The 13,974-nt window shown below is 45.5% G+C and carries 26 protein-coding genes; all 26 read right to left on the reverse strand.

Annotated elements, in window-relative coordinates:
- Window positions 1-346 precede the first annotated feature (346 nt).
- The 26 genes from CWE15_RS09060 to rplB all read right to left on the reverse strand — a co-directional run bounded on the left by CWE15_RS09060 (window position 347) and on the right by rplB (window position 13,973).
- Window positions 347-832: a YajQ family cyclic di-GMP-binding protein gene (locus tag CWE15_RS09060; RefSeq protein WP_126757773.1), complete on the reverse strand. Its 486-nt coding sequence runs from the start codon at window positions 830-832 to the stop codon at window positions 347-349.
- 123 nt (window positions 833-955) lie between these two features.
- Window positions 956-1,354 carry a 50S ribosomal protein L17 gene (gene rplQ, locus CWE15_RS09065; RefSeq protein WP_126757774.1) on the reverse strand — a complete coding sequence of 133 codons (399 nt, stop codon included), beginning with the start codon at window positions 1,352-1,354 and terminating at the stop codon, window positions 956-958.
- A gap of 50 nt (window positions 1,355-1,404) precedes the next feature.
- A complete protein-coding gene (locus CWE15_RS09070) occupies window positions 1,405-2,394 on the reverse strand; it encodes a DNA-directed RNA polymerase subunit alpha (protein ID WP_126757775.1) in 990 nt (329 codons plus the stop codon).
- Between the two features lie 25 nt (window positions 2,395-2,419).
- Entirely contained in the window at window positions 2,420-3,040 is a 621-nt protein-coding gene (rpsD, locus tag CWE15_RS09075) for a 30S ribosomal protein S4 (protein ID WP_126757776.1), read from the reverse strand.
- Between the two features lie 30 nt (window positions 3,041-3,070).
- Window positions 3,071-3,460 carry a 30S ribosomal protein S11 gene (gene rpsK / locus CWE15_RS09080; protein ID WP_126757777.1) on the reverse strand — a complete coding sequence of 130 codons (390 nt, stop codon included), beginning with the start codon at window positions 3,458-3,460 and terminating at the stop codon, window positions 3,071-3,073.
- A gap of 12 nt (window positions 3,461-3,472) precedes the next feature.
- Window positions 3,473-3,829 carry a 30S ribosomal protein S13 gene (rpsM, locus tag CWE15_RS09085; protein ID WP_126757778.1) on the reverse strand — a complete coding sequence of 119 codons (357 nt, stop codon included), beginning with the start codon at window positions 3,827-3,829 and terminating at the stop codon, window positions 3,473-3,475.
- 120 nt (window positions 3,830-3,949) lie between these two features.
- Window positions 3,950-4,063, reverse strand: a complete 114-nt coding sequence (rpmJ, locus tag CWE15_RS09090; RefSeq protein ID WP_126757779.1) for a 50S ribosomal protein L36 — start codon at window positions 4,061-4,063, stop codon at window positions 3,950-3,952.
- A 24-nt stretch (window positions 4,064-4,087) separates the two neighbouring features.
- A complete protein-coding gene (gene secY / locus CWE15_RS09095; protein WP_126757780.1) occupies window positions 4,088-5,416 on the reverse strand; it encodes a preprotein translocase subunit SecY in 1,329 nt (442 codons plus the stop codon).
- A 7-nt stretch (window positions 5,417-5,423) separates the two neighbouring features.
- Complete coding sequence (rplO, locus tag CWE15_RS09100) at window positions 5,424-5,858, reverse strand: 50S ribosomal protein L15 (protein WP_126757781.1); 435 nt, start codon at window positions 5,856-5,858, stop codon at window positions 5,424-5,426.
- 3 nt (window positions 5,859-5,861) lie between these two features.
- Window positions 5,862-6,044, reverse strand: a complete 183-nt coding sequence (gene rpmD / locus CWE15_RS09105; RefSeq protein WP_126757782.1) for a 50S ribosomal protein L30 — start codon at window positions 6,042-6,044, stop codon at window positions 5,862-5,864.
- Between the two features lie 7 nt (window positions 6,045-6,051).
- The gene (gene rpsE, locus CWE15_RS09110; protein WP_126757783.1) at window positions 6,052-6,552 is read right to left on the reverse strand and encodes a 30S ribosomal protein S5; all 501 of its coding nucleotides are present in this window, start codon (window positions 6,550-6,552) and stop codon (window positions 6,052-6,054) included.
- Between the two features lie 9 nt (window positions 6,553-6,561).
- The gene (gene rplR / locus CWE15_RS09115; RefSeq protein ID WP_126757784.1) at window positions 6,562-6,915 is read right to left on the reverse strand and encodes a 50S ribosomal protein L18; all 354 of its coding nucleotides are present in this window, start codon (window positions 6,913-6,915) and stop codon (window positions 6,562-6,564) included.
- A gap of 9 nt (window positions 6,916-6,924) precedes the next feature.
- Complete coding sequence (rplF, locus tag CWE15_RS09120; protein WP_126757785.1) at window positions 6,925-7,458, reverse strand: 50S ribosomal protein L6; 534 nt, start codon at window positions 7,456-7,458, stop codon at window positions 6,925-6,927.
- Window positions 7,459-7,470: 12 nt separating this feature from the next.
- Window positions 7,471-7,863 (reverse strand): 30S ribosomal protein S8, encoded by a 393-nt coding sequence (gene rpsH, locus CWE15_RS09125; protein WP_126757786.1) that lies wholly within the window; start codon window positions 7,861-7,863, stop codon window positions 7,471-7,473.
- Between the two features lie 26 nt (window positions 7,864-7,889).
- On the reverse strand, window positions 7,890-8,195 hold the full coding sequence (rpsN, locus tag CWE15_RS09130; RefSeq protein WP_126757787.1) for a 30S ribosomal protein S14: 306 nt from the start codon (window positions 8,193-8,195) through the stop codon (window positions 7,890-7,892).
- Window positions 8,196-8,205: 10 nt separating this feature from the next.
- Window positions 8,206-8,745 (reverse strand): 50S ribosomal protein L5, encoded by a 540-nt coding sequence (gene rplE, locus CWE15_RS09135; protein WP_126757788.1) that lies wholly within the window; start codon window positions 8,743-8,745, stop codon window positions 8,206-8,208.
- Between the two features lie 21 nt (window positions 8,746-8,766).
- Complete coding sequence (rplX, locus tag CWE15_RS09140) at window positions 8,767-9,081, reverse strand: 50S ribosomal protein L24 (protein WP_126757789.1); 315 nt, start codon at window positions 9,079-9,081, stop codon at window positions 8,767-8,769.
- A gap of 10 nt (window positions 9,082-9,091) precedes the next feature.
- Window positions 9,092-9,460, reverse strand: a complete 369-nt coding sequence (gene rplN / locus CWE15_RS09145) for a 50S ribosomal protein L14 (RefSeq protein ID WP_126757790.1) — start codon at window positions 9,458-9,460, stop codon at window positions 9,092-9,094.
- 221 nt (window positions 9,461-9,681) lie between these two features.
- Window positions 9,682-10,824: a carbohydrate porin gene (locus tag CWE15_RS09150; protein WP_198675005.1), complete on the reverse strand. Its 1,143-nt coding sequence runs from the start codon at window positions 10,822-10,824 to the stop codon at window positions 9,682-9,684.
- A 102-nt stretch (window positions 10,825-10,926) separates the two neighbouring features.
- Window positions 10,927-11,190, reverse strand: coding sequence for a 30S ribosomal protein S17 (gene rpsQ / locus CWE15_RS09155; RefSeq protein ID WP_126757791.1), 264 nt, complete (start codon window positions 11,188-11,190; stop codon window positions 10,927-10,929).
- A complete protein-coding gene (gene rpmC, locus CWE15_RS09160) occupies window positions 11,190-11,381 on the reverse strand; it encodes a 50S ribosomal protein L29 (RefSeq protein WP_126757792.1) in 192 nt (63 codons plus the stop codon). The genes rpsQ and rpmC overlap by 1 nt, the downstream gene beginning before the upstream one ends.
- Entirely contained in the window at window positions 11,381-11,794 is a 414-nt protein-coding gene (gene rplP / locus CWE15_RS09165; RefSeq protein ID WP_126757793.1) for a 50S ribosomal protein L16, read from the reverse strand. The genes rpmC and rplP overlap by 1 nt, the downstream gene beginning before the upstream one ends.
- 11 nt (window positions 11,795-11,805) lie before the next feature.
- Window positions 11,806-12,498: a 30S ribosomal protein S3 gene (gene rpsC, locus CWE15_RS09170; RefSeq protein WP_126757794.1), complete on the reverse strand. Its 693-nt coding sequence runs from the start codon at window positions 12,496-12,498 to the stop codon at window positions 11,806-11,808.
- Window positions 12,499-12,508: 10 nt separating this feature from the next.
- Entirely contained in the window at window positions 12,509-12,841 is a 333-nt protein-coding gene (gene rplV / locus CWE15_RS09175; protein ID WP_126757795.1) for a 50S ribosomal protein L22, read from the reverse strand.
- Between the two features lie 12 nt (window positions 12,842-12,853).
- The gene (gene rpsS, locus CWE15_RS09180) at window positions 12,854-13,132 is read right to left on the reverse strand and encodes a 30S ribosomal protein S19 (protein ID WP_126757796.1); all 279 of its coding nucleotides are present in this window, start codon (window positions 13,130-13,132) and stop codon (window positions 12,854-12,856) included.
- Between the two features lie 16 nt (window positions 13,133-13,148).
- Window positions 13,149-13,973: a 50S ribosomal protein L2 gene (gene rplB, locus CWE15_RS09185; RefSeq protein ID WP_126757797.1), complete on the reverse strand. Its 825-nt coding sequence runs from the start codon at window positions 13,971-13,973 to the stop codon at window positions 13,149-13,151.
- Window position 13,974: the final 1 nt, after the last annotated feature.

Raw genomic sequence — 13,974 nt, forward strand, 5'->3', positions numbered from 1 at the left:
TTTGTAAGGCTCTTCCATTCAAAAGTTCAACAATTGCCAACCGAAGTTGGTCTTTATGTTGATGCTTTTGTCTGCAAGTGCCCACACAGATTACTTGGCTTGATAAATTGTTAAAGAGCGTTGCTTCGTTCCGAAGCAGGGAAGCGTATTCTACGCTTCCGGCCAGTAAAGTCAAGGGCTAAATTTATTTTTCTTAGCGCTCCTTTTCTTGGCTGTTGCCGGTTTGTGCCTGACAACGGATGCGAATTATAGAGATCATTTTCATTAGATCAACCACTATTTTCAAAATAAGTTTTGATCGAACAAAAAACGAACCGATCGCCTTCAAAACGTACAAATTTGGGGCTTAATCCCTAAAGTTTTCGAATTGAAGCGGTAATTCAATGTTTGATTCTTTCAGTAGCGCTATCGTTTGTTGCAAATCATCACGCTTCTTTCCGTTAATGCGAACCTTGTCACCCTGAATAGAAGCTTGCACTTTAAGTTTGGCATCTTTAACGGTTTTAACAATCTGCTTAGCAGTTGGCTGATCAATCCCCTGTTTAAAAGTTAAGTTTAATGAGAACGTCTTGCCACTATGAACAGGTGCGTCTTCTACATCAATACCTGCTAGGCTAATGTTTCGCTTCGATGCGCTATTACGAAAAATTTCTAATAGCTGGTTGACCTGAAAGTCTGACTCAGATTTCAAAGTGACCGTAAGATCATTCAATTCAATCGAGGCTTCAACGTTACGGAAGTCAAAGCGGGTGGATAACTCACGATTCGCATTCTCAACTGCGTGGCGAAGTTCTACTTTATCGATTTCAGAAACTACATCAAAACTTGGCATAAAAAGACCTACTAACTAATAAGGAATGGAAAATACTATATATAGTACATGAGATAACTTATTTATGAGCAAAAAAAAACGGAGCCATTAAGACTCCGTCATTTCTTTGCTTTTAAGTAGAAATTACTCTTCAGTAACTACTTCTTCAGCAACTTCGTCGTTTACCGGACGGTCAACTAGCTCAACATAAGCCATTGGAGCGTTGTCACCAGTACGGAAACCACATTTCAGAATGCGAGTGTAACCACCCGGACGTTCTGTATAACGTGGACCTAACTCGTTGAACAATTTACCAACTGTTGCTTTGTCGCGTGTACGAGCAAACGCTAAACGGCGGTTTGCTACGCTATCTTCTTTAGCCAATGTGATCAGAGGCTCGATTACACGACGCAGCTCTTTCGCTTTTGGCAATGTGGTTTTGATCACTTCGTGACGAACCAACGAGCTTGCCATATTGCTGAACATCGCTTTGCGATGGCTGCTGTTGCGGTTAAGTTGACGACCACTTTTACGATGGCGCATACTAAATACCCTTTTTTGTAAACTTTTTACCCAGCGATCTAGTGGGAAAGTTAGTCGTTTTCTAACAAGCTTGCTGGCGGCCAGTTCTCTAGGCGCATACCTAGTGAAAGTCCACGTGATGCAAGCACATCTTTGATTTCTGTTAGTGACTTCTTACCTAAGTTAGGAGTTTTCAATAACTCAACTTCGGTACGTTGTACTAGATCACCAATATACTGAATCGCTTCTGCTTTTAGACAGTTTGCAGAACGAACAGTCAGCTCCAGATCATCGACCGGACGCAACAGAATCGGATCAAACTCTGGCTTTTCTTCTTTCTCTTCAGGTTCGCTCTTATCGCGTAACTCAACAAAGGCATCTAACTGTTCAGCTAGAATTGTTGCTGCGCGACGAATTGCTTCTTCAGGATCTAGAGTACCATTGGTTTCCATATCGATAACCAACTTGTCTAGGTCTGTACGTTGTTCAACACGAGCTGAATCAACAGTATAAGCAACACGCTCTACTGGGCTGAAAGAAGCGTCTACCAGAAGGTGACCAATCGAACGACCTTCATCGTCATTCTGCTTGCGTACGCTTGCAGGGACGTAACCGCGACCTCGTTCAACTTTAAGTTGCATTTTCAGTTCAGTGTCACCGGTCAACGTACAAATAACGTGATCAGGATTAACAATCTCAACATCACCGTCAGTTGTAATATCACCTGCAGTTACAACGCCCGCGCCTGATTTACTTAAAGTTAACACGGCTTCATCTTTGCCATGTAGAATTACAGCGAGACCTTTAAGGTTGAGCAGGATTTCAATGATGTCTTCCTGGACACCCTCTTTCGTGCTGTACTCATGCTGTACACCGTCTATTTCAACTTCAGTTACGGCACAACCCGGCATTGAAGATAAAAATATACGGCGAAGCGCATTACCCAGCGTATGACCAAAGCCACGTTCAAGCGGCTCCAACGTTACCTTAGCGCGGTTGGTGCTGATTTGCTCGATTTCAACGAGACGTGGTTTTAGAAATTCGGTTACAGAACCCTGCATTATGTCCCCTCTTTATGCTGAGGCCTTACTTAGAGTAAAGCTCTACGATCAACTGTTCGTTAATATCTGCAGACAGGTCAGTGCGTTCTGGAATACGTTTGAAAGTGCCTGACATTTCTTTCGTATCCACTTCGACCCAGATTGGCTTCTCACGCTGTTCAGACAGCTCAAGAGCAGCTGCAATACGTGCTTGCTTTTTCGCTTTTTCGCGAACGCTCACTACGTCTTCCGGCTTTACCTGGTAAGAAGGAATATTTACTACGCGACCGTTAACTACAATACCTTTGTGACTTACCAACTGACGTGCTTCAGCACGCGTAGAGGCAAAGCCCATACGGTATACTACGTTATCGAGACGACTTTCTAAAAGGACAAGAAGGTTCTCACCTGTGTTACCTTTTAAACGAGCAGCTTCTTTATAGTAGTTACGGAATTGCTTTTCCAGCACACCGAACATACGACGTACTTTCTGCTTTTCACGTAACTGAACGCCGTAATCAGACAGGCGGCCACGACGGGCACCGTGCTGTCCTGGTGCAGTTTCCAATTTACATTTGGAATCTATTGCACGCACGCCGCTTTTAAGGAACAAGTCTGTTCCTTCGCGACGACTTAGTTTGAGTTTTGGACCCAAATATCTAGCCATGTTCTTTCTCCAACTATCGTATCACGCCAATTAAACGCGACGTTTCTTGGGCGGACGACAACCGTTGTGAGGAATCGGTGTCACATCAGTGATGTTCGTAATTTTGTAGCCGATCGCATTTAGTGCACGAATCGAAGACTCGCGACCTGGACCTGGACCTTTTACGAACACTTCAAGATTTTTCAACCCGTGTTCCTTCGCCACTTCACCTGCACGTTCTGCTGCTACCTGAGCTGCGAACGGCGTAGACTTACGTGAACCACGGAAGCCTGAGCCTCCAGATGTAGCCCACGACAGAGCGTTACCCTGTCTGTCTGTAATAGTGATGATGGTGTTGTTGAAAGACGCATGGATGTGCGCCATACCGTCGGTTACTTGCTTTTTAACGCGCTTCCGACTGCGAGCAGGTGTTTTAGCCATTGCTGATTCTCCTTACTTCTTAATCGGTTTACGCGGACCTTTACGAGTGCGCGCATTTGTTTTAGTGCGCTGTCCACGTAGAGGTAAGCTGCGACGATGACGCAAACCGCGGTAGCAACCGAGGTCCATCAAACGTTTAATGTTCATTGAAATTTCACGACGAAGGTCACCCTCTACAGAGTATTTTGCTACTTCGTCACGGATTTTGTCTAATTCAGCCTCTGACAAGCTACCAATTTTAGTAGTTTCAGCGATACCAACAGTATTCAGAATTTCTGAAGAAAGGGTACGGCCTACACCGTAAATTGATGTCAGTGCAATCACTGCATGCTTATTGTCAGGGACGTTAATGCCAGCTATACGGGCCACTAACATATCTCCTATGGTTTATGGGCGCCAGGTTGAAAAGCCCGTTAGGATACTCAACCGGTTACCTAATTGCAAATAAAACACAGCCCGATGCTTACACCGGACTGTGCACTTACTTTGTTAACCCTGCCGTTGTTTATGCTTTGGGTCTGTGCAAATGACACGAACTACGCCGTGACGTTTAACGACCTTGCAATTCCGGCAGATTGTCTTAACGGAAGCACGAACTTTCATTGCTATTCTCCGTAATGTGCTTTCTTATCGGCCATAGCCTTTAAGATTTGCTTTTTTCAGCACCGACTCATATTGATGAGACATCATATGAGTTTGTACTTGTGCCATGAAATCCATGGTGACCACTACAATAATTAGAAGTGAAGTACCACCGAAGTAGAACTGCACATTCCAAGCGATCATCATAAACTCAGGTACCAAACAGATAAAGGTAATGTACAAAGCGCCTGCTAATGTAAGACGTGTCATTACTTTATCGATGTATCGTGACGTTTGTTCACCTGGACGAATACCTGGTATGAAAGCACCAGACTTCTTCAAGTTGTCTGCTGTATCACGAGGGTTAAACACCAACGCAGTATAGAAGAAACAGAAGAAAATAATCGCCGCAGCGTAGAGCATAACGTATAAAGGCTGTCCCGGTGACAATGTCAACGCAACTTCCTGTAATACGTTTGCAACAGCACCTTCACCTGAACCAAACCATGTGGCTATTGTACCAGGGAAAAGAATAATGCTTGAAGCAAAAATTGGCGGAATTACACCTGCCATATTCACTTTTAATGGCAAGTGCGAAGTTTGTGCCGCAAATACTTTACGCCCTTGTTGGCGTTTTGCGTAGTTTACCACAATTCTTCTTTGACCGCGCTCTACAAATACAACTAAATACGTCACTGCAAAAACGACTACGCCAATCAGAAGTAACAGCAACAAGTGTAGGTCACCCTGTCGTGCTTGCTCTGCTGTCTGACCAACGGCCGAAGGTAATCCTGCCACGATTCCGGCGAAGATGATAATTGAGATACCATTACCAATTCCACGCTCAGTAATCTGCTCACCTAACCACATTAAAAACATGGTACCGGTAACCAAACTTACAATTGCTGTGAAATAGAAGGCAAACCCGGGGTTTATAACAAGCCCTGGGACTAGATTTGGCAGTCCTGTGGCAATCCCGATGGACTGCGCAGTCGCCAAAACTAGGGTACCCCACCGCGTGTACTGGCTGATCTTACGTTGGCCCGCCTCACCTTCTTTCTTAAGCTCTGCTAACTTTGGGTGTACCACAGTTAACAGCTGCATAATAATTGAAGATGTAATAAACGGCATAATACCAAGAGCAAGAATAGAAGCACGCTCCAAAGCACCACCACTGAACATGTTAAACATGGCCACAATGGTGCCTTGTTGTTGTGCTATTACGTCGGCCAAGACCGCGGCATCTATTCCAGGAATCGGCACGAAAGAAGCAGCACGAAACACAATGATTGCACCAAGCACAAACAACAAACGTGATTTGAGCTCTGACAGTCCGCCTTTCGCACTAGACTTTTCCAATCCTGGTTTAGCCATGGGTCAATTATCCTTCGATTTTTCCGCCGGCGGCTTCGATTGCTTCGCGCGCGCCTTTAGTGACTTTAATGCCTTGCACGGTGACAGCACGGTTGATTTCACCTGACTTCATCACTTTCACAAAACGAATGTTTTTAGTGATAAGGCCAGCTTCTTTCAACGCGCTTAGGGTCACAGTGTCGCCAGATACTTTGCTGATTTCATTCAAAGTAACTTCTGCAGTAACTGCAGAAACACGTGAAGTAAAACCAAACTTAGGTAGACGACGCTGCATAGGCGTCTGACCACCTTCAAAACCTGGAGCTACTGATCCGCCTGAGCGTGACTTAAGTCCTTTGTGACCGCGACCACCAGTTTTACCAATACCTGAACCAATACCACGACCTACGCGCTTCTTGGTAGTTTTGGAACCTGGTGCAGGTGATAAAGAGTTCAAAAACATAGCTTAACCCTCCACCTTGATCATGTAGTTAACACGGTTAATCATACCACGTACTGAAGGAGTATCTTCTAGTTCTACAGTATGATTAATGCGGCGCAATCCAAGTCCTACTAGTGTTGCACGGTGCTTAGGTAAGCGGCCGATTGCACTACGAACTTGAGTAACTTTAATTGTCTTTTTAGCCATCGTTCAGTTACCCCGTAATTGCTTCAACTGAAAGTCCGCGTTTAGCAGCAATCTGCTCTGGAGAGCTCATTGCTTCCAGTGCCTTGATTGTTGCGCGAACAACGTTGATTGGGTTAGTTGAACCATACGCCTTTGACAGAACGTTGTGAACGCCTGCAACTTCTAGTACAGCACGCATTGCACCACCGGCGATAATACCAGTACCTTCAAATGCTGGCTGCATGAATACTTTAGACCCTGAGTGGCGCCCTTTAACAGGGTGCTGCAGAGTACCGTTATTCAGCTGTACAGTTACCATATTGCGACGTGCTTTTTCCATCGCTTTCTGAATTGCTGCTGGAACCTCACGAGCCTTGCCATAGCCGAATCCGACTTTGCCTTGGCCATCGCCGACCACAGTCAGTGCAGTGAAGCTAAAGATGCGACCACCTTTAACCACTTTAGAGACGCGGTTGACCGTGATGAGCTTTTCCACCAATTCACCGGTTTGAGCTTCGTTATTTGCCATGTTCGTCTCCTAGAACTGAAGTCCTGCTTCACGGGCAGCATCTGCCAGTGCAGCAACACGACCGTGGTACTTGTATCCGCTACGGTCAAAAGAAACGGCTTCAACACCTTTCTCTTTCGCGCGCTCGGCAATTACTTTCCCGACCACTTTAGCGGCTTCTTTGTTACCCGCGCTTTTAAGCTCAGAGCGGATAGCGGTTTCAACAGTTGATGCAGAAGCTAGAACGTTAGCACCGTCGGCCGCGATAACCTGTGCATAGATATGACGCGGGCTACGGTAGATAACCAAACGGTTTCCACCCAACTCTTGTATTTTTTTACGTGCGCGAGTAGCACGACGTAAGCGAGCTGCTTTTTTGTCCATCGTATTACCCTACTTTTTCTTGGCTTCTTTACGGCGAACATTCTCGTCGCTATAGCGTACACCTTTACCTTTATAAGGCTCTGGCTTACGGTAAGCTCGAATGTTAGCTGCAACTTGGCCAACCAAATGTTTATCGGCGCCTTTCACCACTACTTCTGTTTGAGTTGGTGTTTCGATAGTAATTCCAGCTGGAATATCGAATACCACAGGGTGTGAGAAGCCTAGGTTTAAGTTCAGTTTGTTACCTTGAGCTTGAGCACGGTAACCAACACCTACAAGTGTTAGTTTACGCTCAAAACCTTTAGAAACACCTTGAACCATGTTGTCGATTAGTGAACGAGCGGTACCCGCTTGGGCTACTGCGTTCTTCACGCCTTCACGAGGAAGTGTGCGAACTTCTTGCTCTTCTTGAACAACTTCAACAGCATCGTTAACAACGATAGAAAGTTGGTTCTGTCCACTTTTAACTGTTACTTCTTGACCATTCAACGTAACTTCAACGCCGGCAGGAATAGCAACAGGTGCCTTAGCAATACGTGACATATCCTACCTCCATTAAGCTACGTAGCCGATGATCTCGCCGCCAAGGCCAGCACTACGTGCGGCGCGGTCAGTCATTAGGCCTTTTGATGTTGAAATAACTGCAATACCGAGACCACCCATTACTGTAGGTAGTTCGTTACGCTTCTTATATATACGCAGACCAGGACGGCTCACACGCTGAATTGACTCGATAACAGCTTTGTTTTCGAAGTACTTCAGGGTGATTTCTAGTACTGGCTTTATGCCTGACTCGATTTCGTAACCTGTGATGTAACCTTCTTCTTGCAGAACTTTAGCGATTGCTTCTTTCTGCTTAGATGCAGGCATTTTCACTGTCACTTTCTTCGCCGCTTGAGCGTTGCGAATTCGAGTGAACATATCCGCAATTGGATCTTGCATGCTCATATTTGCTTTCTCCCGTGATTCGTCGCTTACCAGCTAGCTTTTTTCAAGCCAGGAATTTCACCACGCATAGCTTTTTCACGAACCTTAATACGGCTCATTCCAAACTTACGTAGGTAACCATGAGGACGTCCAGTGACGCGACAGCGGTTACGCTGACGGCTTGCACTAGAATCACGTGGGAGTTTTTGTAAATCTAGAACTGCTTCCCAACGCTCTTCGTCGCTAGACTTAGGGTCTGCGATAATCGCCTTCAGTGCACGACGCTTTTCAGCGTACTTAGCTACAAGCTTTTCACGCTTTAGCTCTCGCATTTTCATTGAAACTTTTGCCATAACTCTACACCTATTTTCTAAACGGGAAGTTAAAGGCAGACAGCAATGCACGTGCTTCATCATCGCTCTGTGCACTTGTAGTGATCGTAATGTCCAAACCACGTACCCGGTCAACCTTGTCATAATCGATTTCTGGGAAAATAATTTGTTCACGAACACCCATGCTGTAGTTTCCGCGACCATCGAAAGACTTCGGATTCAGACCACGGAAGTCACGAATTCGAGGAATTGCGATCGAGATAAGACGCTGTAGGAAGTCCCACATACGCTCACCACGTAAAGTCACTTTACAACCAATTGGGAAGCCTTCACGGATTTTGAAACCTGCAACCGACTTACGAGCAACAGTGCGAACAACGTGCTGACCTGAAATAGCTTCTAGGTCTGCAACTGCGTTGTCTAACACTTTCTTGTCTGTAAGAGCAGCACCAACACCCATATTCAGGGTGATCTTTTCAATCCGAGGGACTTGCATGACACTGGTGTAGCCGAACTGTTTCATCAGCTCAGGAACTACAGTATCTTTGTAAACACCATGCAGTTTCGCCATCGTATTATACTCCAAACTTAATTAAATGATTTCGTTGGTTGATTTGAAGATACGGACTTTTTTGCCGTCTTCAATTTTAAAACCAACTCGATCTGCTTTGCTGGTTGCCGGATTAAAGATTGCAACGTTAGATACATCGATAGGGGCTTCTTTTTCAATAATGCCACCTGGCTCGTTATTAGCCGGGTTACCTTTCTGATGTTTCTTAATTACGTTGATACCTTCAACCACGACGCGATTTTCGCCAGTAAGAACTGAAAGCACTTTACCGCGCTTTCCTTTGTCCTTGCCTGCCAGCACAATTACTTCGTCATCACGTTTTATTTTTGCCGCCATAGTGGACTCCTTATAGTACTTCCGGCGCCAGTGAAATAATCTTCATGAATTGCTCACCGCGCAATTCACGAGTCACTGGACCAAAGATACGGGTGCCAATAGGCTGAGTGTTATTGTTTAACAGTACAGCCGCGTTGCGGTCAAAACGGATAACAGAGCCGTCTTGACGACGGACGCCTTTCCGGGTGCGAACGACCACCGCATTTAGAACATCACCTTTTTTCACCTTACCGCGTGGAATTGCTTCACGCACGGTAACTTTGATGATATCGCCAATGTTCGCGTAACGGCGGTGCGAACCACCTAGAACCTTAATACACTTTACGCTGCGCGCGCCGGAGTTATCGGCCACATCCAGCATAGTTTGCATTTGGATCATCTCAGTGCTCCGCTTCAGTTTTAAAATAAACTAGATTCTATTGAATCCAAGCTACATCCTTCGACCAAACAAATGGAAGAAGACCCCATACTAAAAGGGCGCAGAATTGTAACAAGAAAAACGCGAGGAAGATAGTCAAATTACGAAGAAAATTGAATTCGGGCCTAAAGCCTAGGCCCGAATAAGTGAACACGGCTTAATGAGCCATATCAATCATGTATCTAGAAATAGAACCCGAAGTTTATATTAAACCTATGTTCAGTGGAACCACCATCTTGCCCAATGGACCCATTAATAAAGGGTTGGTTTTGGCCAATCACATAGTCAATATAAGTAAACATGCCGCCTGCCGAAACAGCAACGCCCGTTACATTCATCATGGTGTCGTCTTGTAAACCAGACTTGTTAGTTATCAGGCTGTAATTATTGTAAAAGTTTAGGTTTGTTATCGGCCCTAAAGACACGTCTTTACTATAGGCCACATTTGCCGTGTAAATGTCGGCCGACTCCGGAATGGTGTCAAAGTACGCATAAGCCCCGACAACAACGCCATTATTTTCAATATCCATATTGTAGTCGTATGTCGCGTACTGGCCTTGGAACTGCCAAGGTCCATGGTCATACACCATATGAACAGCAAAGTTTTGACGTGTACCAACCGACGCCACGCCGTCATGGAAACCCCCATAGTGAACAGACGCCCCTAACTCGAACTGCCGCTCTGCACCTAAATTCCATTTGTGTGCTGCACGCAACATGAAGGTGTTATTCTCTCCAACTGCTTGAGTAGGCTCATCATAAATGCCCTCACCTGGCAGCCGAATACCTGTTACGTCGTAATTGTATCTGTCTGCCTTACTGCGTGCTGCACCTGTCGCACCACCAAGCTCATCATTAAGGATGTAGGCAATATCCAAGTCCCAATCAGAAGAACGTTTGGTAAACTTAATACCCGCGCCATTGTTATCTTCTAACCCTAAATAAAAGTTCGAACTAAAGAAATAACTGTGAGAGTTATACGGCATGGTGCCAAACGGCTGTATAACAATACCAATTTGCCCTTGCCATTCATCGGTAAAGTCGTACCCCATATAAGCATGTCTTAGAGCCTGCATGTAATTAAACCAGCGATATTGCGCCGATAAAATAACATCTCCTTTGCGCCCATCAAGATCAAGTCGAAAAATATCGAAGTCTAAATCGCCACCTCGATTTTTCTGCCCCGTGTCATAGTCTGCAAGGACATATTGAAAACGAACAGCTCCGCCAACGGTTATGCCATCTTCTTCAGCGAAAGCTTTTGGCGAAATAAAGTATGAAAATAGTGAAGTTGTGAACAACAGCAATAATACGCTGGCTCTCATAGGAAGTCCTTTTATTTCTATACAGTGAGTTTATATTAGCATTCATACCTTCAATAATAAAAAAAGCGACCCTAAGGTCGCTTTTTTACAGTCCAAAAGAAACTAAATTTCTTTTGAACGCTCTACTACGTCTACCAATGCCCATGATTTAGTTTTAGACACCGGGCGTGTTTCCCGAATCGTTACTAAATCACCTTCACGGCAGGTATTTTCCTCGTCATGAGCGTGAACTTTGGTAGTACGGTTCATGTACTTACCATAAAGTGGGTGCTTTACCCGACGCTCAATTGCTACCACGATAGACTTATCCATTTTACTGCTAACCACACGGCCTTGCAGTGTACGGATTGTTTTGGCTTCAGTCATTATGCACCTGCCTTCTCGTTAAGCACTGTCTTAACACGTGCAATATTTCTACGCACCTGTTTTAACAAATGAGTCTGGTTAAGCTGGCCGGTAGCTGTTTGCATGCGCAGGTTGAATTGCTCACGTAACAGGCTTAGCAGCTCTTGATTCAGCTCATCAACGCTTTTAGCTTTCAATTCACTTGCTTTCATTACATCACCGTCCGAGTAACAAAGGTAGTTTTGAATGGCAGCTTACGTGCCGCTAGGCGGAACGCTTCACGTGCCAGCTCTTCAGAAACACCATCCATTTCATATAAAACACGGCCTGGCTGAATCTGACATACCCAGTATTCTACGCTTCCCTTACCTTTACCCATACGCACTTCAAGAGGCTTCTGGCTAATTGGCTTGTCTGGGAATACGCGAATCCAGATTTTACCTTGACGCTTAACGTGACGAGTCATGGCACGTCGTGCAGCTTCGATCTGACGCGCAGTCATACGACCACGTTCAGTTGCTTTAAGAGCATAAGTACCGAAGCTAACTTTGTTACCGGCTTGCGCCATACCGCGGTTGCGGCTTTTGTGCACCTTGCGGAATTTCATACGCTTAGGTTGTAACATTTCGCTTCTCCTTACTTACGACCTTTGCCGCGCTTAGCTGGTTTAGGTTGTTGTTGCTCTTCTTGAACTGGCATAGCACCCAAGATTTCACCACGGAAAACCCAAACTTTCACACCAATGATACCGTAAGTGGTTTCAGCTTCAGCGGTAGCGTAGTCGATGTCAGCACGCAACGTATGCAATGGAACGCGACCTTCACGATACCATTCAGTACGTGCGATTTCTGCACCACCTAAACGACCACTTACTTCAACCTTGATACCTTTGGCACCTAAACGCATGGCATTTTGAACTGCGCGCTTCATAGCACGACGGAACATAACGCGGCGTTCTAACTGGCTAGCAATGTTCTCACCCACCAATTTTGCGTCAAGCTCTGGCTTACGAACTTCAGAAATGTTGATCTGAGCAGGTACGCCTGTAAGCTTAGAAATTGCTTGGCGCAATTTCTCAACGTCTTCACCTTTCTTACCAATCACCACACCTGGACGCGCCGTGTGGATAGTCACACGTACACTCTTGGCTGGACGCTCGATAACAATTCGAGAAACAGAAGCGCTTTTCAGCTCTTTGTTCAAGAATTCACGAACTTGGTGATCACTTTCTAGATTATCCGCAAAGTCCTTTGAATCTGCATACCATGTAGCATTGTATGGCTTAGTGATACCTAGGCGGATACCATTAGGATGTACTTTCTGACCCATAACTTATCTCCTAGCTATCTGACACAACCACAGTAATGTGGCTGGTACGCTTTAAGATACGATCCGCGCGACCTTTAGCACGAGGCTTGATGCGCTTCATCGTAGGACCTTCGTCGACCATGATGGCTGATACTTTTAGCTCATCAATGTCGGCACCTTCGTTGTGCTCTGCATTGGCAATAGCTGATTCAAGAACTTTCTTGATCAATACCGCAGCTTTCTTTGGGCTGTACGCCAAAGTTTCTAAAGCTTGCGCAACGTTTTGGCCGCGAATTTGGTCCGCAACCAGACGCCCCTTCTGCGGAGAAAGGCTGGCAAACTTATGTTTAGCAATAGCTTCCATTGTATTCACCTCTTACCGTTTCTTCGCTTTCTTATCAGCGACGTGGCCGCGATAAGTACGAGTCGGAGCAAATTCACCAAGCTTGTGACCAATCATTTCGTCAGAAACGAAAACTGGCACATGCTGACGACCGTTATGAACAGCGATGGTCAAACCAATCATATCTGGAATGATCATTGAACGACGAGACCAAGTTTTAATTGGCTTCTTGTCCCCGCTTTCCATCGCTTTCTCCACCTTTTTCAATAGGTGAAGGTCAATAAATGGACCTTTTTTAAGAGAACGTGGCATTCTTTAACCCCTTGCCTTATTTAGTGCGACGACGCACGATGTACTTGTCAGTACGCTTGTTCTTACGAGTCTTATAACCCTTCGTAGGAACACCCCATGGTGTAACTGGATGACGTCCACCAGAAGTACGGCCTTCACCACCACCGTGTGGGTGGTCTACTGGGTTCATGGCAGCACCACGAACTGTAGGACGAACACCACGCCAGCGCGACGCACCAGCTTTACCCAATTGCTTGAGCATGTGTTCACCGTTGCCTACTTCACCAATGGTTGCACGACTATCAGCTAGTACTTTACGTACTTCACCAGAGCGTAAGCGAACTGTTACATAAATGCCTTCACGGGCAATCAGCTGTGCGTATGCACCTGCTGAACGTGCAAGTTGTGCACCTTTACCAGGCTTTAACTCAACCGCGTGAATTACACTACCGACTGGAATGTTACGCATAGGCATGGCGTTACCAGGTTTGATCGGAGAGTCTATACCAGACATCACCGGGTCACCTACTTTCAAGCCCTTAGGAGCAAGAATGTAACGACGCTCACCATCTGCATATAAAACCAATGCAATGTTGGCAGAACGATTCGGATCGTATTCAATACGCTCAACTTTTGCCGGAATACCGTCTTTGTTGCGCTTAAAGTCGATCAAACGATAGTGATGCTTGTGACCACCACCGATGTGACGAACAGTAATACGACCATGGTGGTTACGACCACCATTCTTACTGTTCTTCTCCAGTAATGGAGCATAAGGCTTACCCTTGTATAGGTCTTGGCCAACGACTTTAATGACGTGACGACGACCCGGGGATGTAGGCTTCTGTTTTACAACAGCCATT

The organism is Aliidiomarina taiwanensis (assembly GCF_003987015.1).
Taxonomy (GTDB): Bacteria; Pseudomonadota; Gammaproteobacteria; order Enterobacterales; family Alteromonadaceae; genus Aliidiomarina; species Aliidiomarina taiwanensis.

What these genes read in the sequence shown, in the direction of transcription:
- rplO (WP_126757781.1), bottom strand. Translation starts at nt 5,858, where the DNA reads ATGTTTTTGAACTCTTTATCACCTGCACCAGGTTCCAAAACTACCAAG.
- secY (WP_126757780.1), bottom strand. Translation starts at nt 5,416, where the DNA reads ATGGCTAAACCAGGATTGGAAAAGTCTAGTGCGAAAGGCGGACTGTCA.
- CWE15_RS09150 (WP_198675005.1), bottom strand. Translation starts at nt 10,824, where the DNA reads ATGAGAGCCAGCGTATTATTGCTGTTGTTCACAACTTCACTATTTTCA.
- rpmJ (WP_126757779.1), bottom strand. Translation starts at nt 4,063, where the DNA reads ATGAAAGTTCGTGCTTCCGTTAAGACAATCTGCCGGAATTGCAAGGTC.
- rpmC (WP_126757792.1), bottom strand. Translation starts at nt 11,381, where the DNA reads ATGAAAGCAAGTGAATTGAAAGCTAAAAGCGTTGATGAGCTGAATCAA.
- rpmD (WP_126757782.1), bottom strand. Translation starts at nt 6,044, where the DNA reads ATGGCTAAAAAGACAATTAAAGTTACTCAAGTTCGTAGTGCAATCGGC.
- rplE (WP_126757788.1), bottom strand. Translation starts at nt 8,745, where the DNA reads ATGGCGAAACTGCATGGTGTTTACAAAGATACTGTAGTTCCTGAGCTG.
- rpsN (WP_126757787.1), bottom strand. Translation starts at nt 8,195, where the DNA reads ATGGCAAAAGTTTCAATGAAAATGCGAGAGCTAAAGCGTGAAAAGCTT.
- CWE15_RS09070 (WP_126757775.1), bottom strand. Translation starts at nt 2,394, where the DNA reads ATGCAGGGTTCTGTAACCGAATTTCTAAAACCACGTCTCGTTGAAATC.
- rplX (WP_126757789.1), bottom strand. Translation starts at nt 9,081, where the DNA reads ATGGCGGCAAAAATAAAACGTGATGACGAAGTAATTGTGCTGGCAGGC.
- rplR (WP_126757784.1), bottom strand. Translation starts at nt 6,915, where the DNA reads ATGGACAAAAAAGCAGCTCGCTTACGTCGTGCTACTCGCGCACGTAAA.
- rpsC (WP_126757794.1), bottom strand. Translation starts at nt 12,498, where the DNA reads ATGGGTCAGAAAGTACATCCTAATGGTATCCGCCTAGGTATCACTAAG.
- rpsK (WP_126757777.1), bottom strand. Translation starts at nt 3,460, where the DNA reads ATGGCTAAAACACCTGCTCGCAGTCGGAAGCGCGTTAAAAAGCAAGTA.
- CWE15_RS09060 (WP_126757773.1), bottom strand. Translation starts at nt 832, where the DNA reads ATGCCAAGTTTTGATGTAGTTTCTGAAATCGATAAAGTAGAACTTCGC.
- rplN (WP_126757790.1), bottom strand. Translation starts at nt 9,460, where the DNA reads ATGATCCAAATGCAAACTATGCTGGATGTGGCCGATAACTCCGGCGCG.
- rplF (WP_126757785.1), bottom strand. Translation starts at nt 7,458, where the DNA reads ATGTCACGTATTGCTAAGGCACCTGTTGCTATTCCTGCCGGCGTTGAA.
- rplV (WP_126757795.1), bottom strand. Translation starts at nt 12,841, where the DNA reads ATGGAAGCTATTGCTAAACATAAGTTTGCCAGCCTTTCTCCGCAGAAG.
- rpsH (WP_126757786.1), bottom strand. Translation starts at nt 7,863, where the DNA reads ATGAGCATGCAAGATCCAATTGCGGATATGTTCACTCGAATTCGCAAC.
- rplQ (WP_126757774.1), bottom strand. Translation starts at nt 1,354, where the DNA reads ATGCGCCATCGTAAAAGTGGTCGTCAACTTAACCGCAACAGCAGCCAT.
- rpsE (WP_126757783.1), bottom strand. Translation starts at nt 6,552, where the DNA reads ATGGCAAATAACGAAGCTCAAACCGGTGAATTGGTGGAAAAGCTCATC.
- rplB (WP_126757797.1), bottom strand. Translation starts at nt 13,973, where the DNA reads ATGGCTGTTGTAAAACAGAAGCCTACATCCCCGGGTCGTCGTCACGTC.
- rplP (WP_126757793.1), bottom strand. Translation starts at nt 11,794, where the DNA reads ATGTTACAACCTAAGCGTATGAAATTCCGCAAGGTGCACAAAAGCCGC.
- rpsD (WP_126757776.1), bottom strand. Translation starts at nt 3,040, where the DNA reads ATGGCTAGATATTTGGGTCCAAAACTCAAACTAAGTCGTCGCGAAGGA.
- rpsQ (WP_126757791.1), bottom strand. Translation starts at nt 11,190, where the DNA reads ATGACTGAAGCCAAAACAATCCGTACACTGCAAGGCCGTGTGGTTAGC.
- rpsS (WP_126757796.1), bottom strand. Translation starts at nt 13,132, where the DNA reads ATGCCACGTTCTCTTAAAAAAGGTCCATTTATTGACCTTCACCTATTG.